A 26102-nucleotide genomic window follows, 5' to 3' on the forward strand; every position below is an offset into this window, starting at 1 on the left:
CTCGACGGTGTCAGTTGCTCAGGCCCTCGGCCCACGGGTACGACTTCAGGTAGGGGTCCGGCTCGATCGGCTGACCCGAATCCCACACCGTGTAGATCAGTCCGTCGCCACGGATCTCACCGATGCGCGCGGTCTTGGTGATGTGGTTGTTCTCGCCGTCGATCGTGACGAGGCCCTCCGGAGCGTCGAAAGTGACTCCGCCGGCAGCCTTCTGGACGTCGGCGACGGCGAACGACTGGGCCTTCTCGACGGTGTTCTTCCACAGGTAGACCGAGACGTAGGCGGCCTCCATCGGGTCGGAGGTCGGCTTGTTGGCGCCGTATGCGGCCTTGTAGTCACGGACGAACGAGGCGTTCACCGGGTTGTCGACGGTCTGGTAGTAGTCCCACGCGACCAGCTGGCCCTCGATGTTGTCCACACCGATACCGCCGACCTCTTCCTCCGCGATGGACACCGAGACGACCGGCATGGCCTGCGGGGTCAGGCCGACGTTCTTGTACTCGCGGAAGAACGCGACGTTGGAATCGCCGTTGAGAGTGTTGAACACGGCGTCGGCGTCGGCGGTACGGACCTTGTTGACGATCGTCGAGAAGTCCGTCGAACCGAGCGGGGTGTAGTCCTCGCCCTTGATCTCGATGCCGTTGGCCTCCGCGTACGCCTTGATGACACGGTTGGCCGTCTGCGGGAAGACATAGTCGCTACCGACGAGGTAGAGCGACTTCACGCCCTCCTCTTTCAGGTACTCCAGGGCCGGCACGATCTGCTGGTTCGTCGTGGCGCCGGTGTAGAAGATGTTCGGCGACGACTCCAGGCCCTCGTACTGCACCGGGTAGTACAGCAGCGAGTTGTTGTCCTCGAAGACCGGCAGCATGGCCTTGCGGCTCGACGACGTCCAACCGCCGAACACCGCTGCGACGCAATCACTCGAGATCAGCTTCTCGGCCTTCTCCGCGAAGATCGTCGGCTCGGAGGCCCCGTCCTCGCCGATGAGCTGAATCTGTTTGCCAAGCACTCCGCCGTTGTCGTTGATCTGATCGACGGCGAGCTTGATCGAGTCACGCACGGTGACCTCGGAGATCGCCATGGTGCCCGACAGCGAGTTCAGCGAGCCGACCTTGATGGTGCTCCCGGAGGTGTCGACGCACGATTCGGCGCTCGATGCCGATTCCTCGCTGGCCGAACTGCCACAGGCGCTCAGGACCAGCGCCACCGCGGACAGCGCCGCGGGGACCAGGATGCCGTACCGCCGACGGCGTGACCGGGTCGGGGCGGACGGCGGGATGTCCGCCGGCGGGGGGCCGGGCGGCAACGGAACAGACGGCATCGGCGAAGCCTTTCTCATTACGTCTCAGGTCCACTCAGATGGGGGCACGACGAACACGCGGCCTGTCACCGCGTGACCCCCGATGAGATACGCGTCGCAAGCCTTGCGATCTGGCGTATGGGAGGTAAACGTAAATTGACTTTGTTACACCGGCGTGACGTGAGATGAAATCGATGTTTCCGCTTCCGGACCCGCCGTCACGATCTGATGCCGGCGAATTCCGTTGCCTTCATTGGAGTTTCGGAGCGACCCGGTTTGACACGAGCGCCCACAGCGGCTAACGGGCGAACGAGGCCTCGATTTCGGCACGGGTACGCTCGGGGTCAGATCCGAGTTCATAGCGCGGAAGCGTGTGCGGCACCGTCGTCCCGTGCGCCACGCGACGACGAGCGGCCGCGAACTCCGGCGCCTCCCCCATCGTCAGGTGGGCGGAGTTGATCAGACCCCACACCGCACTCCGGCGCGCACGCCGTTCGACCGGATTGGGCGGGCGGTACATGATGAGCTGCTGGGCCCAGCGGGGCATCGTGTCACGGATCGCCCAGTCCACGGCGCCCTGGGCCGGGTTGCGTACGTGAGCAGATGTCCTCACCGACCCGCTGGGCGGGCGTACCGCTCGCGGACCGGCGCGCGGAGCGTAGAGCGGCCCTGATCGCGGCCGCCTTCGACATCTTCGGAGGCGTCGGCGCGGAAGCCGAGCTGTCGGTTCGCTCGGTGTGCCGGTATTGCGGCTACAACACCCGGTACTTCTACGAGAGCTTCTCCGACACCGACGATCTGCTCGGCGCGGTCTACGACACCGCGACGGCGGAACTCGGTGCGGTGGTCGAGGCCGCGATGCGCGAGGCGGGCCCCTCGGTCCGGTCACGCACCCGCGCGGGTATCCGTGCGGTCCTCGGCCACGCGTCGTCGGATCCGCGGCGCGGCCGCGTGTTGTTCACCGCCGGGGTGACCAATCCCGTTCTCGCCGAACGGCGGGCCACCACCCAGGGCATGCTCCGCGACCTCGCGTTCGCCGAGGCCGACGCCCGCGACACCGACCGGCTCACGAGCCGGGTGCGGGCCGCGATCTTCACCGGCGCGATGTCCGAACTGGTGCAACAGTTCTTGGCCGGCAGCCTGGGTGACGACCTCGACCGCGTCGTCGACGAGGCGATGGCGACCCTCCTGCCTACCCGAGACGTTTCATGAGACCGCGATCGAGGGCCCGGATCATGACCAGGCAGCCGAGGCCGGACAGGATCAGGCCGGTCGCGAAGATCGCCGGGAACCCGAACAGGTCGCCGACGATCCCGGCGGCGAACCCGGCCGCGCCCTGCACGCCGACCACCGCGCACGCGAACAAGGTGTAGTCGCTGCCCTCGTAGCCCTTCTGGCACGCATCCATCATCAGGGTGAACACCGCGACGGTCGCCGCGCCACCCAGGATGTGCTCGGCGAGGCTGGCCGTGACCACCAGCCAGAAGCCGCCGACGCCGATCGACGCGACCAGATACACTCCAAGACTGAGTGTCTGGGTGACACCGCCGACGAGCAGTGCGTGCCGCCGACCGTAGGTGTACGCGAGCCACCCGCCGAGCGCGGCTCCGCCGAGCGCTCCGGCCGACGACAACGCACCTTCGACGAGCGCGATCTGGCCCAGTGTGAGTCCGATGTCGGACATGAACGGGCCCACCAGCGCCGACGCCATCGAGTTACCGAACTTGAACGCGCCGACGACGAGGATGAACGTGATCACGCCCGGACGTCGGAGCCGCGACGACCAGCCCGTCAGCAACAACCCGGGCGACACCCGCTTCGACGGTGTCGGCTGCGCATCGCCGGTCGGTCGGCTCGGCTCACGGGCGAGAAACCACACGCCGACGGTGACCGCGAACAGGAGCACCGCCATCACGACGAACAAGGTGCGCCAGCCGGCGAACGAGAACAGCCAGAGGAGCCCGCCGCCGCCGGCGATCATGCCGATTCGGTACGCGCCCAACTGGATTCCGTTGCCCAGACCGCGCTGACGCGGCTCGAGCATCGACACCGCCAGCCCGTCGGTCGCGATGTCCTGCGTCGCCGACAGCAGGTTGATGACCGCGATGCCGATCAGGAGCCAGACCAGGGACCCGGACAGATCGAGCGTCGCCAAGACGAGTGCGACGACCGCCGACGACAACTGCAGGGACACCAGCCATCTGCGCCGGGTGCCGTAGGCGTCGACATAGGGCGCCCACAGGAATTTCAGGCCCCAGGGCGCGAACAACAGTCCGTACACGCTGATCTGGGTCAGTGAGTAACCCTCCTCGCGGAGGATGACCGGCACCGCCTGGCTGAAGAATCCGTAGGGCAGGCCCTGCGCGAAGTAGAGAACGGTGAGCAGCGACAGCGTGCCGACCGCGAGCCGGCCCGAGCGCACAGTCGACATGGGTGACATCATGCCGCACAGATGCGAGTGCGGCGGTGGGCGGCCGGTCAGAGTGCCCGGTGACGCGTCAGGGCGAGCCGGTGGCGCGCGATGCGATGCCGTCGAGAATGAGCTGCAGCCCGAATTCACGGTCGTCGGACTCCCCGCCCGCGCTCTGCATCGCCGCGAACAGGTACGGGTACTGCGCGGGATCGGCGAGACCGGTCAGCACCTGCTCGAAGTCCGACTCCGCATCGGTACCCGTCGCACGCCGCATCTCGATCTCCAACCGGGTTGCCGACAGCACATACTGGGCGAGCAGGCCGAGGATCTCGAGTTTGTCGTCACCGGGCAGGTCGAAATCCTTCAGGATCTCGAAACCCGCCTCCATCCAACGCATTCGACGCGGCCCCGGGACCGCGACCGTCAGCGGCAGTTCGAGGAACCAGGGGCGTTCGACCATGCCGTCGATCTGCGCCCGCGTCCACGCCGCCAGATCCTCGCGCCACTCCCCTCGGCGCGGCGGCAACGCGAGCTGACCCGCCACCGCGTCCACCATGAGGCTCAACAGCTGAGCCTTGCCGGACACGTGGCGATACAGGGCCATGGCCGAACAGCCGAGCGCCTCACCCACGCGCGCCATGGAAACCGCGTCGAGGCCGTCGGTGTCGGCGATCGCGATCGCGGCGTCGACGATGCGGTCGAGATCGAGGGCCGGTTTGGGACCACGGCTGCCCGCCCTGCCACCCGTCCACAGCCGTTGCAGCGTCCCGTCCCCACCCTCTGCCATTCGCGGTCCTCTCGGTCGTCGACCCTTGCCGTCGCGCACAACTGCGTCTACTGTACGCAGTTACTGCCATAAACAGTTTTAGCCATAAACAGATCGGAGTCCGACATGACCGTCCCGGACCGTTCGTCACCCATGCCGGTCGAGGCCGTCGGCCTCACGAAATCGCTGGGCCGCGGGGACTCCCGGGTGCCCGTCCTGCGCGGGCTCGACCTCGACGTCGGCGCCGGGGAGGTCGTCGCCCTGCTCGGCCCCAACGGCGCGGGTAAGACGACCACGGTGCGCATCCTGTCCACCCTCACCCGCCCCGACGGAGGGACCGCCCGCGTCGGCGGCTTCGACGTCGTCGCCGATCGCCGCCGGGTCCGCGAGATCATCAGTCTGACCGGGCAATACGCGGCCGTCGACGACAAGCTCACCGGTCGCGAGAACCTGAGGATGATGGGTCGGCTCGCGCACCATCCTCGCCGCACCGTCGATCACCGCGTCGACGAACTCCTGCTCGCCTTCGATCTCACCGACGCCGCCGACCGACTGGTCGCGACGTACTCCGGCGGTATGCGCCGGCGTCTCGATCTCGCCGCGGGACTCCTCGACCGGCCGGTGGTCCTCTTCCTCGACGAGCCGACGACCGGCCTCGACCCGCGCAGCCGTCAGATGCTCTGGCAGGTGATCGACGACGTGGTCGCGCAGGGGACGGCAGTCCTATTGACCACGCAGTATCTGGAGGAGGCGGACCGCCTCGCCGACCGCGTGGCCCTCATCAGTGGCGGCCGGATCGGGACCGCCGGTACACCGGCCGACCTGAAACGCCGCGTCGGCGAGGCCGCGCTCGAGTTCGTCGTGCCGACCGCGGCCGACGCCACCGCCCTCGCCTCCGACCTGGCGGCTTTCGGGCCGTCGGTCCAGTCGACCACCGTCCGCGTGCCCACCGACCGGTCGGTGGCCCACACACGCGCGGTCCTCGATCTCGCCGATCGGACCGTCGCCACCGTCGATTCCTGGGAATTGCGCTCTCCCACACTGGACGACGTGTTTCTCGCGGCAACCGGACAACCCGCCGAACCGGCCACCGGGAACGAGGTCGCGGCATGAGTCTCACCACTGCCCTCGCCGAGCGCTCGTCGTCGAAGCGACTCCGGCACCTGCAGATCGACGCGACCACGATGTTCGCGCGATCGCTGCGCATGATGAGCCGCGATCCGGACGAGTTGATCCTCGCGCTCGTCCTGCCGATCGCCATCATGCTGATGTTCGTCTACGTCTTCGGCGGCGCGATGTCGGTGGGTACCGACTACATCACCTACGCGACTCCTGGAGTCATCCTGCTGTGCGCGGGCTACGGCGCGTCCAATACCGCACTGGCGGTGGCGAATGACATGAACGGCGGCGTCATCGACCGCTTTCGGTCGATGCCCATCGTGGGCGCGACCATGGTGTTCGGCCATGTCGCGGCCAGCCTGGTGAAGAACTCCGTCTCCACCGCGGTCGTCCTGATCGTCGCGGTCGCCATCGGTTTCCGGCCGTCGGCGTCGCTGTTCGAATGGCTCGGGGCCGCCGGGATGGTCCTCGCCTACATCCTGGCCATCACCTGCCTCGCCGCGTTCATCGGCGTGGCGGTGCGAACGCCCGCCGCGGCAGGCGGTTTCGGCTTCGTCATGCTCTTCCTGCCGTATGTCTCGAGTGCGTTCGTGCCACCCGAGACGATGCCGGCCTGGCTGCGCGGCTTCGCCGAGGCACAACCGGTCACACCGGTCATCGAGTCCATTCGAGCCCTGCTGGTCGGCATGGGCACCGGCGGGTCACCGGTGCACGATCTGACGTCGACAGCGGTGACGGGCCTGGCCTGGTGCGCGGCGATCGCGCTGGTGTCACTCGCGGCGGCCGGCTGGGTGTTCGCGCGCAAAGGGCGGTGAGGCGAGGACGGCCGACTAGCGTGTCGCGCCACCGGTGAACGGTGTTGCCGCCTTCTGCGGCGAGGCGCCGGGCCGGGGGCGGTACCCGCTCACGATGGACATCCGGTTGAACGCGTTGATGGTCACCGCCGCCCAGATCAGCACCGCGGTCTGGTCGGTGTCGAGGATGTCCGTCGCCCGGTCGTAGGCGAGGTCGGCCGCGTCGTGCGCCGGCAGTTCGGTGACGAGCTCGGCGATCTCCAGGGCCGCCTGCTCGACGTCGTCGTAGAGGTCCGGCGCATCCCGCCACCCGGCCATGACGTCGATCTGCTGCGTCGTCAGACCCGCGGTGCGGCCCAGTTGCGCATGGAGATCCATGCAGAAGGCGCAACCGTTGAGCTGCGAACACCGCAGGTTCACCAGTTCCACGAGGGACCGCCTCAGCCCGATCGATTCGGCGGCCGCGGCGACCTCCGCCGATACCGCGATCAGCTTTCGGTAGACCTGCGGCGTGGTCTTGTCGATTCGCACCCGTTGCGCAGGCATGGCCCCACAGTAGACATCAGCCCATCACACTGGGAAACAGGCATCAGCCCGCCATCGCGGGAAACGCCAGAGCCACGAGCATGAGGGCGAACAGGAACCACGCCGCGCCCTGCCACATCGGCCAGGTCCCGCCCCGGCGATAGGTGCGGTAGGCGTTGACCAGCGCACCGATCCCGCCGAGAAGGAACACACCGGGGACGAGCGACGCGAGGGCGATGTTGGCGCGGTCGACGGCGAGGAAGACCGCGCAGGCCACCGCGCCGAGCGCGACGACGGCCACGACATACAGGGCCGCGGACCGGTAGCTTCCGGTGTCCTGCCAGCGCTTCTCGACGTCGGCGCGTCCACGGTCGGCAGCATTGTGCGGATCAGTCATGGTCCAGCGATACCCTGCCGGGCCGTCCGGCAATCACGTCGCCGCGCACCCGTCACACGAATCCCCCACCCCTGGTGGGTAGGACTACTCATCCATGCCGGGGCGCGACCGGTCATCGTCGACACATGAACTCTCCCAGCAGCACATTCGGCGGCGATCCGAGTACTGCCACCCTGGCGCGGATCTCGACCGAGTTCGACGCGATAGCACGCCAGATGTCCACCGTGTCAGCCGAATTCGCCGAGCTGCGACGTATCGTCGCCGAGCCCGACGAGCCTGCTCGCGACCTCGCCCCCGCACCGCAATCCGCCGTGCAGCCACCCGCCGCCGGCCTCACCCCACCGACGGTGGCGGCAGCTCCTGCGCAGGCCGCGGGACCTCGGCCCACACCCCCGTCCCGGCCCTGGTTGCCGACGGCGCCGCCACCGGTCGGCCACCAACGACCCCCGATCGCTCCGCCGGGCCCGCAAAGTCCTCCGCCGATGCCCCGCCCGGCGAGTGCGCGACCGTATCCGCCGGTCGCGTCGCCTCCGCGGCCGGCCGGGCCGTCGATGTCCGAACGGATCGGCGCGGCCGCCGAACGCGGATTGATCGGCAAGATCCTCGCCACCGCCGGCGTGGGCGTGACCCTCATCGGTGTCGCACTGCTCCTCGTCCTGGCCGCACAGGCCGGATTGCTCCGCCCGGAATTCCGCGTCGCGGGTGGCGCGGTCCTCGCCGCGGCGCTCGTCGCCGGCGGGATCTGGTCGCGCGGCCGGCCCGACGGCCGGATCGGTGCCATCGCGCTGACGGCCACCGGGATCGCGGCGGGTTACCTCGACGTCCTGGCCGCGACCAAGATCTACGACTGGTTGCCCATCGTCGTGGGCCTCGGAGTCGCGGGACTCGTCGCCGCGGCTGGGCTCGCGCTTGCCCATCGGTGGCGCAGCGAACACCTGGGGCTGCTCGTCGTCGTGCCGTTGATCGCTCTGGCACCGGTGCTCACCGGCGGACTGGACACCACCCTCATCGCGTTCATGGTGGTCCTCGCCGCGGCATCGGCGTGGGTCCAGCTCGGTCGCGACTGGATCTGGCTGCATGCCGTGCGGCTCGCCGCGCCCACGATTCCGTTGACCCTGGTCGGTGTCCTCGCGCTGGCCGGCTGGACGTCGGCCGGTGCCGCCGACACCGTCTTCGCGGCCGCGGTCGTCGTGGTCGTCGTGCTGGGGGTCGCCGGCGCCCTGATCGCGATGCCCACCACGCAGTTCCGGGAGACGCTGGCCGGTCTGGCGAGTGCGACGACCATCCCCGCGTTGTTCGCCGGAGCGGTGATGAACATGCCGGGCGCGGTGATCCTGCAGACCTGCATCGCCGGCGCGCTGATCGGAACCGTGTTGATCGGATCGGGGCTTCCCGACCCGCGTACCGGCTCCACCCCGCGCGTGCCCGACGTCGTTGCGCAGATCTGGTCCGCGACCGCCCTTCTGCTGCTGTTCGTCGCCGTTCTGGTGGCCTTCGACGGCACGGTGGCGATCACCGTCCTGCTCGGCCTGGCAACGGTGACCGCGCTTGTCGCCCGGACATGGTCGACGACCTCGCGGGTACTTCTCGCCGGTGGCTCGGTCCTGTGGGCCATCGGTTTCGCGGCGCTACTCGACGCGGCGCCGCCGTATGTGCTCGCCGATGCGGACCTGATGCGACGGGACGCGTCTCCGGGGATCGTCGTGGCGAGTGTGTTCGCGGCCGCCGGCGCCCTGGTCCTGGCCGCCGGGTGGGCCCGCCTCACCGACGAGAAGGTCTCGCGCGCAGCCCATATCGCCGCCGGAGTGGTCGTCGTCTACGCACTCACCGCGATCAGTGTGACCGCAGGCGTCCTGGTCGCCGGGTCGGACGGCTTCCTCGCCGGTCACGTGCTGGCGACCACCTGCTGGATGGTCCTCGCGGGGACGGCCCTGGCCTATGCCCGGCGTCGCACCGGTGCCGCACGTACCGCCGCGGTCACCGGGGGTCTAGTCCTCGTCGCGGCCGCGATGGCGAAACTGTTCCTCTTCGACCTGGCCACCCTCGACGGGATCTTCCGCGTGATCGTGTTCATCGTGACCGGACTCATCCTGCTCGGCCTGGGCGCCTGGTACGCCCGCGCCCTCCAGGACGACCCGGCCGAGCCGTCTTCGGCGACAGCCGTATGACCCTGTCGAACAATATGACGTCGTGCCCGGAATGCGGACACGACGTCATACGGGTCGGCGTCGGGCTAGGCGGTCGTCGTACGGACCGGCGCGGCCACGTCGACCTCGGTCGTCGCGTCGTGGGCGGGGGGTCGACGATCCGGAGCGGTCCGTACATGGGTGAAGTACAGCGTCAGACCGACGAAGGTGAGTCCGCCGACGAGATTGCCGATCACCGTGGGGATCTCGTTCCAGACGAGGTAGTCGGCGATCGAGAAGTCACCGCCGAGCATGAGACCCGAGGGGAAGAGGAACATGTTGACGATCGAGTGCTCGAAGCCCATGTAGAAGAACAGCATGATCGGCATCCACATCCCGATCACCTTGCCGGGCAGGGATGTCGACATCATCGCGGCGACGACACCGGTGGACACCATCCAGTTGCACAGCACGCCGCGGATGAACAGCGTCAGCATGCCGGCCGCCCCGTGCTCGGCGTAACCGACGGTACGGCTGTGGCCGATCTCGCCGAGCCGCTGTCCCACCTCGTCGGGTGCGACGCTGAATCCATAGGTCAGGATGACCGCCATCATCACCGCGACCAGGATGGCGCCGAGGAAGTTCCCGAGGAACACCAGACCCCAGTTGCGCAGCATCGACCGGACCGTGACTCCTCGTCGCTTGTCGAGCAGTGCGAGTGGCACCAGCGTGAACACACCGGTGAGCAGGTCGAATCCCATCAGGTAGAGCAGGATGAAGCCGACCGGGAACAACAGCGCCCCCAGCAGCGGCTGGCCGGTCTGCACGGTGACGGTCACCGCGAAGGCCGCGGCCAGAGCCAGGATCGCGCCGGCCATGAACGCCCTGATCAGGGTGTCGCGGGTGGACATGAACGCCTTGGACTCGCCGGCGTCGACCATCTTCACCGCGAATTCGGACGGTTTCACATAGGACATGTGGTTCTCCTCGAACTCCTCAGTTGATGCGCCCATGGAACCGAGGCCACATGTCCGTTCGGTGTCATCGACGAGTCTCCCTGTTACACCGCCCTCACTCGGTCCAGGTCGCGGTGTGAAGTTCTGGTGTCGCCGCGGTCGGCGGTGGGCGTGTCGATCGTGTGAACACTGCCGAAAGTCGCTGACTCGACTTGGCATCGTGCCCGCCGATGGGCAATGTGGGTGTGGTCCAACACTATCGATGGAGATGACGATGACCACCCCGATCATGCCGAAAACCGATGCCGCAGAGCTGATCAACGCCGCGCGGATTCGCCAGGGACTGACGTGGGCGACAATTGCCGAGAAGATCGACGCCCCGTTGGTCTGGACCGTCGCTGCGCTGCTGGGCAAACATCCGGTCCCGGCCACGAAGGCCACCGCCGTGGTGGAACTGCTCGGCCTCGGCGAGGGCGTCGCCGAGAGTCTGCGGCAACAGCCGACGCGTACACCCGACGAGGCGGCGACGAGCGACCCCACCATCTACCGCTTCTACGAGGCGCTCGACGTCTACGGGCCCGCGCTGAAGGCACTCATCCACGAGGAGTTCGGCGACGGCATCATGAGCGCCATCAACTTCAACATCGACATCCGACGCCGGCCCGACCCGAACGGCGACCGCGTGGTCGTGACCTTCGACGGGAAGTTCCTCGACTACAACTGGTGAGCCACCTGGTGAACCTCGCGGGTCACCGAACGCAGGGCCAGCATCGTCGACGCGTAGACGGCCGGGTCGGTGGGGTCGAAACCGAGGACCGTCCGGATCCGTTCGAGCCGCTGATAGAGGCTCTGCCTGCCGATGTGGAGCGCCGCAGCCGACCGCGTCGCGCTGCAGCCGTGCGCCAGGTGCACCGCCAGGGTCCGGACGAGGTCCGACGAGGAGCGTCCATCGGCCGCGACGAGTGGTTCCACCAGGGACCGCAGCTCCGTCCGAAGAGCGGGATCCAGCGCACCGATCGCCTCGTCGACGAGGAGTTCGCGCGAGGTGAACACCCGACGTCCCGCCTCGAGACCCGCGGCGGTGGACGCCGCGAGCCCGAGTTGTCGCCCGCATCGACGCAGTGAGGCGGAGAGGGCGGACGCCACATCGGCGCCGGGCCCGACATCGTCGATGACACAGGGGTTTCCGACGACGACCGTGGTGCGTCCGATTCGGTTGCCCTGCCGTGTCAACGAGGACGCCACCCGGTCGACCGGGTCGGTGGCGCCCTCTCCTCCCCCGGCCGGCACCGCGGCCAGTGCGTAGACCGTGGCGTCGACGATGCTGCGTGCCACCGAATCCAGCTCGGCGCCGGCGACCGCGGCATCGGCCATCCGCGGGTCGGGGGCCTCCGCCGCAAGGGGCACCACCACGGTGGGCGCCCCCACGGACACCCCCGCGGCGGCCAGGCGTGCCCGCAGATCCGCGGGTCGCATCGGTCTGGCGTCGACCAGGTCTTCGACGAGCCGCGCGGCCAGGGCCGAACCCCGGACCCCGGTCCGGGTCAGGCCGACCGCCACCGGACCGGCGGCCGCACGCAACAGACTCTGCGCGAACGGGACCGGGCCGACGTCGGTGCGCTCGCCCACGATCAGCCGGGCGATCGGACGTCCCTTGCTGTGGACCGTGGCGTCCGATACGGCCCGGTCGACGACCCGCCACGCCGCCGAGTCGTCGTCGACGCCGTGCGCGGACAGCAGCGCCCCGGATGTGGACACGAGAACGACAGGCGCATGCAGGGTTTCGGCCACATGGCCGAGCATGGGCGCGACCCCGGCACCGGCCGCCAGGTCGTCGTGGAGTGACTCCACGAGAGTCGAGCGGACTCGTAACTCGTCGACCTCGCGGGCGGCGATCGCGGTGTTGACCGCTCGGCACACGTCAATGAAGGGGACCACCGCCCGGAGTTCGATGATCGGCAGCCGGACCGCCGATCCCGCCCGCACCATCTCCTCGGGTACCGCCTCGAACGTCCGACCCACTTCGATCGCGACCGCCGCGACCCCGCGCTGCGACAGGTCCTGCACATAGTGCTTGCGGGTGCCGGCATCGAGTCCGCGCAGACCGAGCCCCGTCGTGAGCAGCAACTCGCCGCCGGTGAGCAGCGGCCCGATCTCGTAGATCTCGCTCGAATGCACCCACCGCACGGGTGCGTCGAGACGTTCGTGGCCGCTCAGAACCCGCGGCTCGGCGACCGCCAGGTGGTCGTCGAGGATCTCCCGAAGCGTCGGGGTGGCGGTATCCGTCGGGGGTCGATCGAGCGTCATGGACGAAGACAATATGCACCGGCGGCCTCGGCCGCAGTACGACGATCTGTCAGTTGTCACCGTCGGAGCCACCCGGCACTCTCGAAGCATGACGATCTCGCTGCCCGGCCATGCCGGTCTCGACGTGTCCGGGATGCTCGACGTCGCCTACCGGGAGGCACGGACGAGCCTCGACGAGGGCGGCATCCCGATCGGCGCGGCCCTCTTCGCGGCCGACGGCACGCTGCTCGGCGCGGGCCACAATCGGCGCGTGCAGGCCGACGATCCGTCGGCGCACGGCGAGACCGATGCATTCCGCGCCGCGGGGCGGCAACGGGATTACGGGCCGACGATCATGGTGACGACCCTGTCGCCGTGCTGGTACTGCTCCGGCCTCATCCGCCAGTTCGGCATCGGCACGGTCGTCATCGGCGAACACACCTCGTTCTACGGCGGAGAGGACTGGTTGCGTGAGCACGGTGTCGAGGTCATCGTGCTCGACGACGAGCGGTGCGCAGAGATGATGTCGTCGTACATCGCGGCCAATCCTGCGGTGTGGAACGAGGACATCGGGGTCGCCCCGGCCGACGAGAACGTGGAGATGTCATGACCGACAGCCCGGTACTCACCGTCGACCTTCGGGAGTGGCAGGCCGGAGGTGCTGCCGCGCAACGGGTCTGCGCCGCTGTCGATGAGTCCCTGCAGCAGGCCGGGTTCCTGCTCGTCACCGGGCACGGACTCGATCCCGAGTTGCCGAGCTCCCTTCGCGCGGCGGCCCGTCGGTTCTTCGCTCTCCCGGCCGACGTCAAGAGCCGGTACTCCGCCGGTGTCGGCGGCCGCGGTTGGATCGGTCCCGGCAAGGAGGCCAACGGTTTCGCCGAGGGCACCGAGACCCCGCCGGACCTGAAGGAGTCGTTCACCTCCGGTGCGCAGACGCCGGTGGGCATACCCGAGATCGACGGGTACTGGTTCGCCCCCGACGTGTGGCCGGCAGAGACGCCCGAACTCCGAGAACTGTTCACGGCGTGGACGTCTCAGATGCGGCGGCTGTCCGACGACCTGCTGGCGCTGATGGCCGCCGCACTCGGCCTCGTCGGCCCGGACAATCCGTTCCGCGACCTCGCGTCGACGCCGACGTGGTCGTCCAACATCAACCACTACCCGCCGCTGCACGACGTCGGAACCCCCGAACCCGGCCAGTTCCGCATCGGACCGCACACCGACTTCGGCACCGTCACCATCCTCGACCGCGAACCCGGCGCCGGCGGATTGCAGGTCTACAGCGAGCAATCGGGGTGGGCCGACGCACCGTGGAACCCCGACGCCCTGACCGTCAACATCGGGGACATCCTCGAGTACTGGTCGGCCGGGCGCTGGCCCGCGGGCCGGCACCGCGTCCTGCCACCGCAACCCGACGCACCCGCCGAAGACCTCGTCTCGCTGATCTTCTTCTACGAACTCGATCACGACGCCCTCGTCTCACCCGTCGCCCCACCCGTGGGCCGCCGCGCCGGACTCGAACCGGTGGTGTCCGGGGACTTCATCCGTCAGCGCCTCGACGCCATCACCGTCGGCTGAGACCTGGCCCTCCACTAATTCGAATGAAACGCATAACCCCCTGCTCGCTTCGCTCGCACCTCAGCCGGCGGCCGGCCGGGGGAAAATTCCATCCCGTGAGCAGGATCGAAGGGCAATATTCCCTTCGATCCTGTTGAGCGGGAAGCGAATCGCGCGTAGCGCCAGACCCCGCCTGCAAAGCGGTGCGTGCGGACCCGTCGCCGTCAGGCGCGCTCGCGCATCACGCCCACGTGGCGGACCGTCCCGGAGATGCCCGGGATCTGTTTCACCGGCGACCAGGTGCGCATCCCATCGGTGCTGTCGGAGTAGAGGTATCGGCCGTTCCGGTAGGCGTCGAGGTACATCCGCCAGGCACCGTTCGGTAGCTGGACGACGGCGGGACCCTCGACGAGACGACCCCAATTGCCCGGCGGCACGAACCGGTAGGGCCCGAACAGCGAGCCCGAGACCGCGTGCTCGATGAACTTTCGCGTCTCGTTCTTGGTGAATGCATGATAGGTCGGCCCGACCTTGATGACCGTGGTGTCGATGTGGTCGGCGCCGATGCTCAACAGCGGCACGGGCGGACTCCACATCCGCAGCCCGGGATCGAGCGCCGTCATCACATACGGGACGAAACCACCACCGGTCGACATCGACAGGATCACGTTGACCCGGCCACCCTCCACGAACCATTCGGGCGCCCAGGCCTTGGTCGTGAACGGCGACAACGACGGACCGTCACTCGAACCCGCCGACCCGGACGAGCCGGACGAACCTGATCCGCTCGAGCCGAATCCCTTGCCGTCACCGGTCCCCGGCAAGAACGCACAGCACAGCGGCACCGGCCAGTTGTACAGGAAGTTCCAGTTGACGCGGTCGCGGCTGCGCGCGAACCCGACACTCGCCCCGTCGGCGGTCGTGTACGTCACCTAATACCAGCCGTCGGTGTGCCGGAAGATGCTCGCATCCCGGACGTAGCCCGTCGGCGGCCGGTACGCGGACCTGCGCACCAGGGTGTACTCGAGGCCGTCTGAGGACTCGTACACGTCCATGTCGCGCGCACTCGCATTGCTGAACGCGACCATCGTGTACCGCCAACCCGAGGGCGCGGCGGCACTGCTCGCCGGCGTCGGGACGAGAAGCCCGGCCACCGCAAGCAGGACCACGATGGCCGCGGCGAGCACGGTTCGTCTGGAAGGAGTCACCGATGCAATATCGACGACGAACGGCGCACGATGTGCACTTTCACCCGGAAGGTCGTACCCCTAGCTGCCGTTGGCGTAGAGCGCCAGGAGCGGACCGATGAAGGCGAACAACATGGTGAGACCGAGTTCAGACGAGGACACTGGAGACCTTTCGACATGTGCCAACTGGAAGGCCGACGAGCTCGACTGCGCACATCGGCCAGGCAACACCATGTCATGCGACATGTCGTTTGTCAGGCGAATGACCATCAAAAGCTGTTCTTGCACAGGGGATTTGATGTGCCCGAGCGGCCACTCGTCTCAGTCAGCTGTCCCAGTCGTCCGTCTGCCCGACGCCCGCAACCGGCTGTCGAGTTCGGCCATCAGGCGGGCCGCCCGTGATGCCCCGGCATCCGGTTCCGGGTACCGACACAGCACATCGATGAGCTCGGGTGGTGTCCGTTGGCACACGGCCTCGACCATCTCGTTCCCCACCGCCGGGTCTCCACCGCTCTCCAGTTCGGCGATGTACGCCCGGTTCGCCGCGGCCCGCAGGATGTGACCGACCTGGTGCGCTTTCGCGATCGGATGCAGATATGCCGCCGCCGCCGAGTCGCCCGCGGCTTGGGCGGCCAGTCGGGCAGTCTCCGACGGGGCGTCCTTCGCGGCACGATGCGCCGCAAAGGCGGCCGTCCGCTGGCGCGTCGATCTGCGTGCGCCGGCGGCGAATTCCCGGGCCGCCTCGATGGCCGCGCGGGGACGCGGGTCGTCGGGCCGCGTTCGCTCGAAGACCGGCAGCACTTCCTCGGCCCACTCGGTGGCACAGCGCACGACGACCCGCAGGTCGTCGTCGGTCAACTCGAAGTCCGCCATCGGCCGAACGCTAGCAGTGTCCTCACACGGTCGCCGACAACCCGCCGCCATCCGGATCGCGGAGCATCGAATGGACGACGAGGCCCGTGTCGACCGGAGTCGTTGCGGTGACGACGAACCCGGCACGTTCGTAGATCATCACATTGCGATCGTCGGAGGTCTCGAGCGCGACGCACGCATCCCGAGGAGGAGTCCTGTCGTCGACCGCGGCGAGTCCGGCGCGGACCAGCGCGCTTCCCAGCCCCTTGCCCTGGCGGTCCGGGTGGACTCCGAGTGTCGCCAGGTTCCATGCGCCTGCCGGGTGCGCAGGGGTCTCGGCCCGGGCGACCGCGGCCAGCCGATCGCCGTGCAGGGCGGCCGCTTCGGCCTGAAACTGTCCATCCGGCTCCGGCACATCCGGGGGCAGCAGGGCGATCACGCCGCACCGGTCCGTGGTGACCAGCACGACACCGTGGTCGAAGGCGTATCCCAGATACATCCGTTGTAGTCGGTGCAACCGTTCCCGATAGCCGTCCTCGGGAATGGACCATCGAGTCCAGGGATAGGCGTCGAAAGCGGCGGCGAGAGTGCCGGCGGCATCGTCGAGATCCGCGATGATCGCGTGGTCGATGGAAATGTCACTGTCCTCGAGGGTTGAGTCGGATGCGGGTGGTCGGCGGGTCACATTACCGCGGAACCACATTCGGTCGACACTGATATCTCGTGGCGCGGGAAATCCGCAGTGGACAGGTCAGAGACACCTGAGAGTCCGCGTCGAGCTTGTCAGCAAATCCGCAGGATTTCGATAGCTCTGTTCACATGAGGCGCAGGCATCGTGGTGCCGTGAACACGCCCCAGACCCCCATGCCCGACGACGACCACGACCCGATCACCGAACCCTTTGCGCCGCCGCGCGGACCGGTGCCGCCGCCCGGGCCCTGGGCGATGAACCCGCAGGCCACCCCGCCGCCATTCGTCTCACCCCCGCCGCCTCCTCCGGTCGCGCGGCAGCGTGCCGGCGTGACGAAGCCGATCATCGTCACCGCGCTCCTCGCGGGACTGCTCGGCGGCGCCGTCGGCATGGGAGGCAGTTCGCTGCTCGGGCACGACGCCGCGTCGGTACCGATCCTCAACTCGCAACCGGCCGCCGCGGCCAATGCCGCCGACGCGCAACCCGGCTCGGTGACGTATGCCGCGAGCGTGGCGTCGAAGTCGACGGCCGACATCAAGGTCCAGACCGCGAACGGCACGTCGGTGGGCAGCGGTATCGTCCTCTCCCCCGACGGTTACGTCCTGACGAACCACCACGTCGTCGCCGGGGCCGGCTCCGGCAGCACGATCGTCGTCACCACCGGCGACGGGCATCAACACAACGCCACCGTCACCGGTAACGCCCCGTCGTACGATCTCGCGGTCATCAAGCTCGAGGGTGCGTCGGGACTGACCCCGGCGGCACTCGGTGATTCGGATGCGCTGAAGGTCGGCCAACAGGTGGTCGCCGTCGGCAGCCCGGACAGCCTGACCAACACGGTGACCTCCGGCATCGTCAGCGCGCTGTCGCGGACGGTGACCGCCGGCGACGCCAGTGGCTCGTCGCTCACCGTGTACAACGGCCTGCAGACCGACACCCCCATCAACCCCGGCAATTCCGGTGGGCCACTGGTGAATCTGCAAGGGCAGGTGATCGCGGTCAATTCGGCGGTGGACACCGGCCAGGCCGCGTCCGGTGGACCGCAGTCCTTCGGGTTGGGTTTCGCGATCCCGATCAACACCGCCAAGCGCATCGCCAATGAACTGTTGCAGGACGGTCAGGCCACCAAACCCGTGATGGGAGTGTCGGGTTCACTGTCGGCCGGCGACCGGACCGAGGGCGCGACCGTCTCGTCGGTGCAGCGTGGCGGGCCCGCGGCAGATGCAGGTATCCGGCAGGGCGACGTCATCACCAAGGTCGGGGACACCATCGTCTCCGACTACGCCGACCTCATGGCGCAGATCCTCACCCACGAGCCGGGTGAGACCGTGCCGGTGACCATCGGTTCCGGTTCGGGTGCCCGGACGGTCCAGGTGAAGCTGGGCAGTGCCGTCGACGAGCAGGAGACGACGGTGCCGGAATCCGGCAGCGGATCGGGCGGTTCCCCGTTGCCGTTCGGCGGCAACCCCTTCGGCCAGAACCCGTGACCCGAGCTGCGCCGGATCAGCCCGGCGAGAGTCGTTGGGCGAGCATGACGAGGATGTCGCTCGGCCCGCGCACGTAGGTCAGTTTGTACACGTCCTCGTAGGTGGCGACGCCGCGCACGGGATGACACCCGTGCCGTGCCGCCACCTCGAGGGCCTCGTCGATGTCGTCGACCGAGAACGCCACCCGGTGCATCCCGATGTCGTTGGGCTGCGTGGGTGGCGTCTCGATGGCCTCGGGATGGATGTACTCGAAGAGTTCGAGCCGCCCGTGACCGTCGGGGGTCTGCAGCATCGCCATCTTCACGTGGTTGCCGTCGAGCCCGACCGCCGTGTCGGCCCACTCCCCGCGGACCGTGTCCCGGCCGATGACGTCGAGACCGAGGTCGGTGAAGAAGGCGATCGCGGCGTCGAGGTCGCGCACGGCGATGGCGACGTTCTCGAGTGTGATGGGCATGGAGGTCACGCTAGCAACGATGGGCGACGGCCATGAGCGTGTCGCGAGACCGTGCACGGCCGGCCGGGGATAGTCGGGCACTCGGCGTGGAGGGTTCAGCAGTGGGTATCGCTGAGCGATACCTACTGCTGAACCGTCAGTCGCGGTACTTCGTCAACAGCTCATTCGGGAGGTGGCACGCGCTCTCCGGGAACCGGGCGAGCCGATCCTGGTGCTCGTCGGCGCTTCGCACATAGTTGGCCAGCGGAAGCACCTCGACGGCGATGCGATCCGCGTCGGCCCGCGCACCGATGAAGGCTCGCGCATGTTCGAGGTGCTCCGGCCGGTCGGAATACACACCGGTGCGGTACTTCTCGCCGACGTCGGGCCCCTGTCGGTTCACGCTGTATGGATCGATGATCTCGAAGAGGTGCGAGACCAACTGGTCGACGCTCACGACAGCCGGATCGAACCGAGTCCGCACGCATTCGGCGTAGCCGTCGTACTCACCGTCGAGGGTATGGCTCGCGCCGTTGGCCCGGCCGGCCTCGGTGAAGGTCACCCCCGGCAGCGTCGCGACGAATGCCTGCACACCCCACAGGCAACCGCCCGCGAGGTAGATCTCCTCGTTCGGCGGCACGGACGTCATCGCTTGTCTAGACGTTGAACCGGAACTCGACGACGTCACCGTCTTTCATGACGTAGTCCTTGCCCTCCATGCGCACCTTGCCGGCGGACTTGGCCGCGGCCATCGAGCCCGCGGCGTCGAGGTCGTCGAACGAGACGATCTCGGCCTTGATGAAGCCCTTCTCGAAGTCGGTGTGGATGACACCGGCCGCCTTGGGCGCGGTGTCGCCCTGGTGGATGGTCCAGGCGCGGGATTCCTTGGGGCCGGCCGTGAGGTAGGTCTGCAGGCCCAAGGTGTGAAAACCCGCGCGCGCCAACGAGGTCAGGCCCGGCTCGTCCTGCCCGATGGAGTCGAGCAGCTCCTGGGCGTCCTCCTCGTCGAGTTCGAGGAGTTCGCTCTCCACCTTGGCGTCGAGGAACACCGCGTCGGCGGGTGCGACGGCGGCACGCAGCTCCGCCTTGCGGGCGTCGTCGGTGAGCACACCCTCGTCGGAGTTGAAGACGTAGAGGAACGGCTTCGCGGTCATCAGGTGCAGCTCGCGCACCGACGCCAGGTCGAACGAATCCTTCTGCGAGAACAGTGTTTTGCCGGTGTCGAGGATCTCCTGCGCCTTCTTCGCCGCGGCGAGGGTCTCGGCCAGATCCTTGTTCTTGCGCGCGTCCTTCTCCAGACGCGGGATGGCCTTCTCGAGCGTCTGCATGTCGGCCAGGATCAGCTCGGTCTCGATGACCTCGATGTCGGCGAAAGGATCGACGCGACCGTCGACGTGGACGACGTCACCGTCGTCGAAGACCCGGACCACCTGGCAGATGGCGTCGGCTTCGCGGATGTTGGCGAGGAACTGGTTGCCCATGCCCTCACCTTCCGACGCACCCTTCACGATGCCGGCGATGTCGACGAAGGACACCGTGGCGGGCAGGATCCGCTCGCTGCCGAAGATCTCCGCGAGGCGGCCGAGACGGCTGTCCGGCAGTTCGACCACGCCGACGTTCGGCTCGATCGTCGCGAACGGGTAGTTCGCCGCGAGGACGTCGTTACGGGTCAGGGCATTGAACAGGGTCGACTTACCGACGTTGGGCAGACCGACGATTCCCAGGGTGAGACTCACGGGCGCCCAGTCTATCGGCAGGCAGCGCGACGCCCGGCGGGGCGTCGGTCCGAGGAGTCAGTCCCGGTCGAGCAACCCCTTCACCGGGTTCGGGGGATCCTTCGGCGGGTCATCGTTCGGAACACCGACCTGGGTCGTCACCGGTGTGTTCGCGGGTGGCAACGACTCGCCGGCCCGCTCGGCGATCTGCTCGTTCAGGTAGCGGAGCACCACGGCGAGCGAGGCCACGGCGGGAACCGCGAGGAACGCGCCGGTGATACCGAACAACGTGCCGCCCAAGGTCACCGACAGCAGCACGATCACCGCGTGCAGATCCATCGACTTCGACTGCAACCACGGCTGGAGCACGTTCCCCTCGAGTTGCTGCACCGCGAGGATGATGCCCAGCACGATCAGGGCCGTGGTCAGACCGTTGGACACGAGTGCGATCAACACCGCGAGCGCGCCGGCGACGAAGGCACCCACGATCGGGATGAATCCGCCGAGGAAGGTGATGACCACCAGCACAGACGCCAACGGGACGCCCAGGATGAACAGACCGAGACCGATCAGCGCGGCGTCGACTAAACTCACGATCGCCTGTGTGCGGATGAAGCCGCCGAGGCTGTTCCACATGCGGGTCAGCACCTCACCGAGGTGGTTGCCCGAGGGCTTGCCGACGGTGCGGTCGAGCCACGGCACGAACTTCGGACCGTCCTTGAGGAAGAAGAACACGAGCACGAGCGACGTGAACATCGTGATCAGCAGCGACGTCGCCGTTCCGACGCCGCTGAACACGCCGGCCGCGATGGTCGACGCGCTCGACTGCAGTCGGTCGGTGATGGTGCTGACCATGTTGTCGAGCTGCTGGTCGTCGACGTTCAGCGGCGGACCCTGCACCCAGTCCTGCAGACGCTCCACACCGTCGGTCGCACGGCTCGCCAGTTCGGGCGCCTGGTCGACGACCGACGGGACGATCAGCCCGATCACACCGGCGAACACACCCAGTCCGATGAGCATCATCAGGAACGACGCCGCGGCGGCCGGCACGCCCTTGTTGCGCATCCACCGCACCGGCGGCCACAGGATCGTGCACCCGATGATGGCCAGGAGGACCGGCAACAGGATCACCCAGAACTTGCCGAGCAACCAGAACAGCACCCACAGCGCGGCGGCCACCAACACGATCTGCGCGCCGACCGTCGCGCACGACCGCAGGCCGGTCATCATCACCTGGAGCCGGGTCGGATACGTCTTCTCACCGCCGCCGAGCACCGCATCGCCGCCGAGGACGGCGTCGGCACCGACCTTGGTGGTGTCTGGTCTTGCGTCGGCGGACGAGTCGTCCGCGCGCTGATCGTCCGAGCTGTCGGTCACCCGAGGATCCTCACACATCGGCATGACAATGCGACATCGACGCGGCGACGGTCGTACGAACATGTGGTCCGTCCGACGACATGATCAGCGGCGGCGGAACTTCCGTCCGAGGTAGCGAACCAGCGAGTTGATGGCCTCGAGTTCGGCGTCGACCTGGTTGAAGACGACCGGGGGGTCGTCGCGCCCGGCTGGCCCGGCGTCCGATCGCGGCGGGGGCTCGGCCGACGACGGAGCGCATCCGGCGGCCGGGGCGACCCGCTCGGCCCGCGCCGTGATGCCGAGCTCGGTTTCCTCGGCGCAGGCACGCCTGATCGTCTCCGGGCCGTAGAGGCCCATCATCATCTCCAGCCCCCACGCGGGGAGTCCGGACAGGGACTGGTCGTCGTGCCGACTTCTGCGGCGGCCATCGAACCGGGTGGTCATGGCGCCATGCTGCCACAGACATGTAACCCAGATCACACTTTTCGTCCGCTCAGTGGGATGCCGTCGCGATGTCCGATTCCCGCCAGACCGGGACGTCGACGGATGACACAGTGGACGGGTGAGCACAGGCACCGCAACAGAACCCGACACCGGGGGTTTCGCGCCGGACTTCGACCGGTGTTATCGCGCAGTGCAGGCCCGCGACGCCCGCTTCGACGGTCAGTTCTTCGTGACGGTCCGCACCACCGGCATCTACTGCCGTCCGTCGTGTCCGGCACAGACCCCCCGGCCCGCCAACGTGGCGTTCGTCCTCACCGCGGCGGCCGCCCAGCAGCAGGGTTTCCGTGCTTGCCGACGCTGCGCGCCCGACGCCGTTCCGGGGTCCCCGCTGTGGAACATCAACGCCGACATGTCGGCTCGCGCGATGCGGCTCATCGCCGACGGCGTCGTCGAGCGCGAAGGGGTCGACGGACTCGCGGCGCGTCTGAGGTATTCACCCCGGCACCTCACCCGCGTGCTGACCCGGCATCTCGGAGCCGGGCCGCTCGCGCTCGCCCGAGCACATCGCGCCACCAACGCCCGCGTGCTCATCCAGTGCACGACGATGCCGATGACCGACGTCGCGTTCGCCGCCGGATTCGCCAGCGTGCGCCAGTTCAACGACACCGTCCGCGCGGTTTTCGGGCTCAACCCCACCGAGCTTCGACGCCTGCACAGCCGCAGGAAGGATGCGATCGGCACCGATTCCGCCCCGGGAAGCGTCACCCTGCGCCTGCCGTTCCGCGCGCCGTATCGCTGGCCATGGATACGCTGGTTCCTGGACGCGCACGCCGTGGCCGGGGTCGAATCCGTCGTCGACGCCCCGGACAGTCCGCACGGCTGGCGTTACCGCCGGGTCCTCGCCCTACCCCACCGAACAGCGTCGGCGGAGGTGGAGCCGCAGGACGACCACGCCGTCGTCGCCCTCCACGGACTGGACATGCGTGACGTGGGGGTCGCGGTCAACCGGATCCGGCGTCTGCTCGACCTCGACGCCGACATCACCGCGGCCGAGGACGCACTGGCCGCCGACGCCACGATGCAGCGGCTGCTGCGCCAGGCGCCGGGCCTCCGTGCGCCCGGCAGCCTCGACCCGGCCGAGACGATCATCCGGACCATGCTCGGTCAGCAGGTGAGTCTCGCCGCCGCGCGCAACCAGGTGAACCGGCTCGTCGAGGCCCTCGGCGAACCGGTCGGCGACGCCTTCGCCACCCCGTCCGAGACGGCGACGACAGTCGACGGTCCGGCGTCGAAGTCCTTCCCGACGCCGGGTGTCATCGCCGCCCGCGGACACGAGGTCCTCCGCGGCCCGCGGCGGCGGATCGATGCCGTGATCGGCGTCGCGGCGGCACTCGCCGAAGGTCGGGTGGAACCGCATGTGGGGGTCGATGCGTCTGATCTTCGTGCCCAGCTTCTCGAGTTGCCCGGCATCGGCCCCTGGACCGCCGACATCGTCACGATGCGAGTCACCGGCGATCCCGACGTCCTGCTCACGAACGACCTCGTGGTCGTCCGGGCAGCCGCCGACCTCGGGATCGATCTGCGGGACACGCGGCACTGGGCACCGTGGCGCTCGTACGCGACCATGCACCTGTGGCGACACCGACTCGACGCCGCCGGACAGGCCGTGTGACGAGCAGTGAGCAGACTCCGACGACCGGCATCTCGTAGCGATCTCTCTTCCGATCACATCCCCAGCGATCCGCAAGGAGCGACAATGTCCGCACCGACCACCACCACCGCCGCCTCCGGGCCCGACACCCCTGAACCGGGGAGTGCCCAATCCATCGGTCACACAACGACAGTCGGCGGCTATGCCACCGTCACCACTCCCAACGGGGCGTTCACCGTAGTTGCCGATCCCGACCACCGGGTCCTGGCGTCGGGGTGGACCGACGATCCCGCCTACCTGATGGCGCTCGTCCACCGCGCGCTACGCCCGGAATCGGTCCAGCCGTCGGCCGCGCTCGGCACCATCACCGACGCCGTGTCGGCGTACTACGACGGCGATCTCGCCGCGCCGTCGCGGATTCCGGTCGTCCAACGTTCCGGCGGGACCTTTCTCGGTCCGGCCTGGGACGCCCTGCGCCTGGTCAAGGCCGGGGACCCCGTCACCTACACCCGCTTCGCCGAACTGGCCGGTCAGCCGGCGGCGGTCCGGGCCGCGGCAGCCGCCTGCGCGCGCAACGCGGCTGCCCTGTTCGTGCCCTGCCACCGGGTGAAGCGCAGCGACGGAAGCCTTGGCGGTTTCCGCTACGGCCTGCCCACCAAGCAGTGGCTGCTCGACTTCGAGGCCGGCGCGCGGAGCGGCCCGGACGAGCGGAGCGGTTCCGACGACCGATAGTGCCCGTCGCCCGCGGTCCGGCCGAACTTGTCGGGGGTGTCCGACACCATCGACGACATGACTGCTGCCGCCCTCTCGCTCGTCGTCGGCCTCGCCCTGGGGATCGCCCTGGGCTGGTGGGCGCACGCCGCTCGCAGTGCCGCGACCGTGGCGGCGGCTCGCGCCGAGGTGGAGATGCTGCGCGCCGCCCGCGACGACGTCGCGTCCTCGTTGTCGTGGGCCACCGAAGACGCGGCACGCCGGCAGTCGTCGGCGATCGGCAGCTCGGTTGCGCACATCGTCGAGCCGTTGCGCGCCAACCTCGCCCAGCTCGCCGACGAACTGCGCCGGGTCGAGAACAACCGGATCGGCGCGTACGCCGGACTGACCGAGCAGGTGCGCGGGATCCACTCGGCGTCGATCGCGCTCAACGACCAGACCCGCCAGCTGGCCAACGCGTTGCACAGCCCGCACGCCCGCGGCCGATGGGGTGAGGTCCAGCTCGAGCGCGTGGTCGAGCTCGCCGGCATGACCAAGCATTGCGACTTCAGCACCCAGGTGTCGGTCACCGACCCCGCCGATCCGAACGGTTCGGGAAACGGCCGGGGTGCCACGACGCTGCGGCCGGACCTCGTCGTCCACCTCGCCGGCGGCCGCGACATCGTCGTGGACGCCAAGGTGCCCCTCGACGCCTACCTGCGGGCGGCCGAGGCCACCGACACGTCCGTTCGCGACAAACTCATCCGCGAACATGCTCGCGCCCTGCGCGCGCACATTGCACGACTGTCCGCTAAGTCCTACTGGTCCGCCTTCGACAACACACCGGAGATGGTGGTGCTGTTCGTGCCCGGCGACGTCGTCCTGGAAGCCGCCGCCCGCACCGACCCCGACCTCCTCGAATTCGGCTTCGCACGCAACGTCGTCATCGCCACCCCGACCACCCTCATCGCGTTGCTACGGACCGTCGCACTGGGATGGCGTCACGATGCGATGGCTCGCGACGCCGCGGTCATCCATGATCTCGGTCTGCAGCTCCATCAGCGGCTCGCCGGGGTGCTCACTCACCTCGGCACCCTCGGCACGTCGCTGCAGCGCACGGTCGACGCCTACAACTCGACGATCGGTTCGGTGGACAGTCGCCTCGGCGTCACCGCACGCCGGTTGGCCGAGCTCGACGCGCTGGGCGATGTCCCGGACGCCCCACGACCACCGGTGATCCACGACACCTGCCGCCCGGCGGGGCCGACCGCCGGGCCTGGGACGGCGCCGGAGGCGGCATCGACGCCCCGGTCCGGGGGTGAAACGATTTCTGTCGAGGACCCGGTACCGTGAC

The 26102-nt window shown here is 68.5% G+C and carries 25 protein-coding genes and 2 pseudogenes; 11 read left to right on the forward strand and 16 right to left on the reverse strand.

All coding sequences use genetic code 11. The features are described 5' to 3' along the window. Positions 1 to 10: 10 nt before the first annotated feature. Together urtA and M4D77_RS13525 are read right to left on the reverse strand one after the other, a co-directional pair. Entirely contained in the window at positions 11 to 1324 is a 1314-nt protein-coding gene (gene urtA, locus M4D77_RS13520) for an urea ABC transporter substrate-binding protein (RefSeq protein ID WP_091344393.1), read from the reverse strand. Positions 1325 to 1601: 277 nt separating this feature from the next. Continuing rightward, positions 1602 to 1904: pseudogene (locus M4D77_RS13525) on the reverse strand (DUF2236 domain-containing protein); the annotation flags it as partial. Positions 1905 to 1906: 2 nt separating this feature from the next. On the opposite strand from M4D77_RS13525, the gene M4D77_RS13530 reads away from it, so the two are divergent. Continuing rightward, positions 1907 to 2515, forward strand: a complete 609-nt coding sequence (locus M4D77_RS13530; protein ID WP_064571128.1) for a TetR/AcrR family transcriptional regulator — start codon at positions 1907 to 1909, stop codon at positions 2513 to 2515. Here the strand turns inward: M4D77_RS13530 and M4D77_RS13535 are convergent. Then, a complete protein-coding gene (locus M4D77_RS13535) occupies positions 2496 to 3734 on the reverse strand; it encodes an MFS transporter (RefSeq protein ID WP_165629786.1) in 1239 nt (412 codons plus the stop codon). The two genes, M4D77_RS13530 and M4D77_RS13535, sit on opposite strands and share 20 nt — an antisense overlap. 67 nt (positions 3735 to 3801) lie before the next feature. Beyond that, on the reverse strand, positions 3802 to 4503 hold the full coding sequence (locus tag M4D77_RS13540; protein WP_165629785.1) for a TetR/AcrR family transcriptional regulator: 702 nt from the start codon (positions 4501 to 4503) through the stop codon (positions 3802 to 3804). Between the two features lie 105 nt (positions 4504 to 4608). On the opposite strand from M4D77_RS13540, the gene M4D77_RS13545 reads away from it, so the two are divergent. After that, a complete protein-coding gene (locus tag M4D77_RS13545) occupies positions 4609 to 5595 on the forward strand; it encodes an ATP-binding cassette domain-containing protein (protein ID WP_165629784.1) in 987 nt (328 codons plus the stop codon). Next, positions 5592 to 6416 (forward strand): ABC transporter permease, encoded by an 825-nt coding sequence (locus M4D77_RS13550; protein WP_083207371.1) that lies wholly within the window; start codon positions 5592 to 5594, stop codon positions 6414 to 6416. The genes M4D77_RS13545 and M4D77_RS13550 overlap by 4 nt, the downstream gene beginning before the upstream one ends. A gap of 15 nt (positions 6417 to 6431) precedes the next feature. Here M4D77_RS13550 and M4D77_RS13555 read toward each other — a convergent pair whose 3' ends face one another. Next, positions 6432 to 6941, reverse strand: coding sequence for a carboxymuconolactone decarboxylase family protein (locus tag M4D77_RS13555; protein WP_165629783.1), 510 nt, complete (start codon positions 6939 to 6941; stop codon positions 6432 to 6434). A 43-nt stretch (positions 6942 to 6984) separates the two neighbouring features. Next, positions 6985 to 7317, reverse strand: coding sequence for a hypothetical protein (locus M4D77_RS13560; RefSeq protein WP_165629782.1), 333 nt, complete (start codon positions 7315 to 7317; stop codon positions 6985 to 6987). A 125-nt stretch (positions 7318 to 7442) separates the two neighbouring features. Here M4D77_RS13560 and M4D77_RS13565 point away from each other — a divergent pair, with 125 nt between their 5' ends. Then, on the forward strand, positions 7443 to 9485 hold the full coding sequence (locus M4D77_RS13565) for a DUF2339 domain-containing protein (protein WP_259936416.1): 2043 nt from the start codon (positions 7443 to 7445) through the stop codon (positions 9483 to 9485). A 65-nt stretch (positions 9486 to 9550) separates the two neighbouring features. Here the strand turns inward: M4D77_RS13565 and M4D77_RS13570 are convergent, their stop codons facing one another. After that, positions 9551 to 10420: a formate/nitrite transporter family protein gene (locus M4D77_RS13570; RefSeq protein ID WP_065631086.1), complete on the reverse strand. Its 870-nt coding sequence runs from the start codon at positions 10418 to 10420 to the stop codon at positions 9551 to 9553. A 253-nt stretch (positions 10421 to 10673) separates the two neighbouring features. Here M4D77_RS13570 and cynS point away from each other — a divergent pair, with 253 nt between their 5' ends. Next, complete coding sequence (gene cynS, locus M4D77_RS13575) at positions 10674 to 11126, forward strand: cyanase (protein ID WP_058252560.1); 453 nt, start codon at positions 10674 to 10676, stop codon at positions 11124 to 11126. Here cynS and M4D77_RS13580 read toward each other — a convergent pair. Next, positions 11114 to 12706, reverse strand: coding sequence for a PucR family transcriptional regulator (locus M4D77_RS13580; protein WP_259936417.1), 1593 nt, complete (start codon positions 12704 to 12706; stop codon positions 11114 to 11116). The two genes, cynS and M4D77_RS13580, sit on opposite strands and share 13 nt — an antisense overlap. Before the next feature lie 88 nt (positions 12707 to 12794). Here M4D77_RS13580 and M4D77_RS13585 point away from each other — a divergent pair, with 88 nt between their 5' ends. Continuing rightward, positions 12795 to 13295: a nucleoside deaminase gene (locus tag M4D77_RS13585; RefSeq protein ID WP_065631058.1), complete on the forward strand. Its 501-nt coding sequence runs from the start codon at positions 12795 to 12797 to the stop codon at positions 13293 to 13295. Then, positions 13292 to 14263 (forward strand): isopenicillin N synthase family oxygenase, encoded by a 972-nt coding sequence (locus tag M4D77_RS13590; RefSeq protein WP_259936418.1) that lies wholly within the window; start codon positions 13292 to 13294, stop codon positions 14261 to 14263. Before M4D77_RS13585 ends, M4D77_RS13590 begins: the two co-directional genes overlap by 4 nt. A 203-nt stretch (positions 14264 to 14466) precedes the next feature. Here M4D77_RS13590 and M4D77_RS13595 read toward each other — a convergent pair. From M4D77_RS13595 to M4D77_RS13605, 3 genes and pseudogenes are all read right to left on the reverse strand, one after another. Beyond that, a pseudogene (locus tag M4D77_RS13595) lies at positions 14467 to 15450 on the reverse strand (arabinofuranosidase). A 300-nt stretch (positions 15451 to 15750) separates the two neighbouring features. Continuing rightward, a complete protein-coding gene (locus tag M4D77_RS13600) occupies positions 15751 to 16302 on the reverse strand; it encodes a putative immunity protein (RefSeq protein WP_137810918.1) in 552 nt (183 codons plus the stop codon). Between the two features lie 22 nt (positions 16303 to 16324). Beyond that, positions 16325 to 16966, reverse strand: a complete 642-nt coding sequence (locus M4D77_RS13605) for a GNAT family N-acetyltransferase (protein ID WP_259936419.1) — start codon at positions 16964 to 16966, stop codon at positions 16325 to 16327. A gap of 134 nt (positions 16967 to 17100) precedes the next feature. Between M4D77_RS13605 and M4D77_RS13610 the strand changes: the two genes are divergently transcribed. After that, positions 17101 to 18459, forward strand: coding sequence for a S1C family serine protease (locus tag M4D77_RS13610; RefSeq protein ID WP_259936420.1), 1359 nt, complete (start codon positions 17101 to 17103; stop codon positions 18457 to 18459). 16 nt (positions 18460 to 18475) lie between these two features. Here M4D77_RS13610 and M4D77_RS13615 read toward each other — a convergent pair whose 3' ends face one another. From M4D77_RS13615 to M4D77_RS13635, 5 genes are all read right to left on the reverse strand, one after another. Next, the gene (locus tag M4D77_RS13615) at positions 18476 to 18913 is read right to left on the reverse strand and encodes a VOC family protein (protein WP_165629776.1); all 438 of its coding nucleotides are present in this window, start codon (positions 18911 to 18913) and stop codon (positions 18476 to 18478) included. A gap of 136 nt (positions 18914 to 19049) precedes the next feature. Then, entirely contained in the window at positions 19050 to 19541 is a 492-nt protein-coding gene (locus M4D77_RS13620) for a peptide-methionine (S)-S-oxide reductase (RefSeq protein ID WP_259936421.1), read from the reverse strand. Positions 19542 to 19548: 7 nt separating this feature from the next. After that, complete coding sequence (gene ychF / locus M4D77_RS13625) at positions 19549 to 20628, reverse strand: redox-regulated ATPase YchF (protein ID WP_065631064.1); 1080 nt, start codon at positions 20626 to 20628, stop codon at positions 19549 to 19551. Positions 20629 to 20685: 57 nt separating this feature from the next. Then, a complete protein-coding gene (locus M4D77_RS13630) occupies positions 20686 to 21984 on the reverse strand; it encodes an AI-2E family transporter (RefSeq protein WP_259936422.1) in 1299 nt (432 codons plus the stop codon). 84 nt (positions 21985 to 22068) lie between these two features. After that, positions 22069 to 22407 (reverse strand): hypothetical protein, encoded by a 339-nt coding sequence (locus M4D77_RS13635; RefSeq protein ID WP_259936423.1) that lies wholly within the window; start codon positions 22405 to 22407, stop codon positions 22069 to 22071. Positions 22408 to 22525: 118 nt separating this feature from the next. On the opposite strand from M4D77_RS13635, the gene M4D77_RS13640 reads away from it, so the two are divergent. From M4D77_RS13640 to M4D77_RS13650, 3 genes are all read left to right on the forward strand, one after another. Next, a complete protein-coding gene (locus tag M4D77_RS13640; protein WP_259936424.1) occupies positions 22526 to 24079 on the forward strand; it encodes a DNA-3-methyladenine glycosylase 2 family protein in 1554 nt (517 codons plus the stop codon). 84 nt (positions 24080 to 24163) lie between these two features. Continuing rightward, on the forward strand, positions 24164 to 24790 hold the full coding sequence (locus M4D77_RS13645; RefSeq protein ID WP_259936425.1) for a methylated-DNA--[protein]-cysteine S-methyltransferase: 627 nt from the start codon (positions 24164 to 24166) through the stop codon (positions 24788 to 24790). Positions 24791 to 24847: 57 nt separating this feature from the next. After that, on the forward strand, positions 24848 to 26101 hold the full coding sequence (locus M4D77_RS13650; RefSeq protein ID WP_259936426.1) for a DNA recombination protein RmuC: 1254 nt from the start codon (positions 24848 to 24850) through the stop codon (positions 26099 to 26101). Position 26102: the final 1 nt, after the last annotated feature.

It is taken from the genome of Gordonia sp. p3-SID1431 (assembly GCF_025143765.1).
Lineage (GTDB): Bacteria > Actinomycetota > Actinomycetes > Mycobacteriales > Mycobacteriaceae > Gordonia > Gordonia hongkongensis.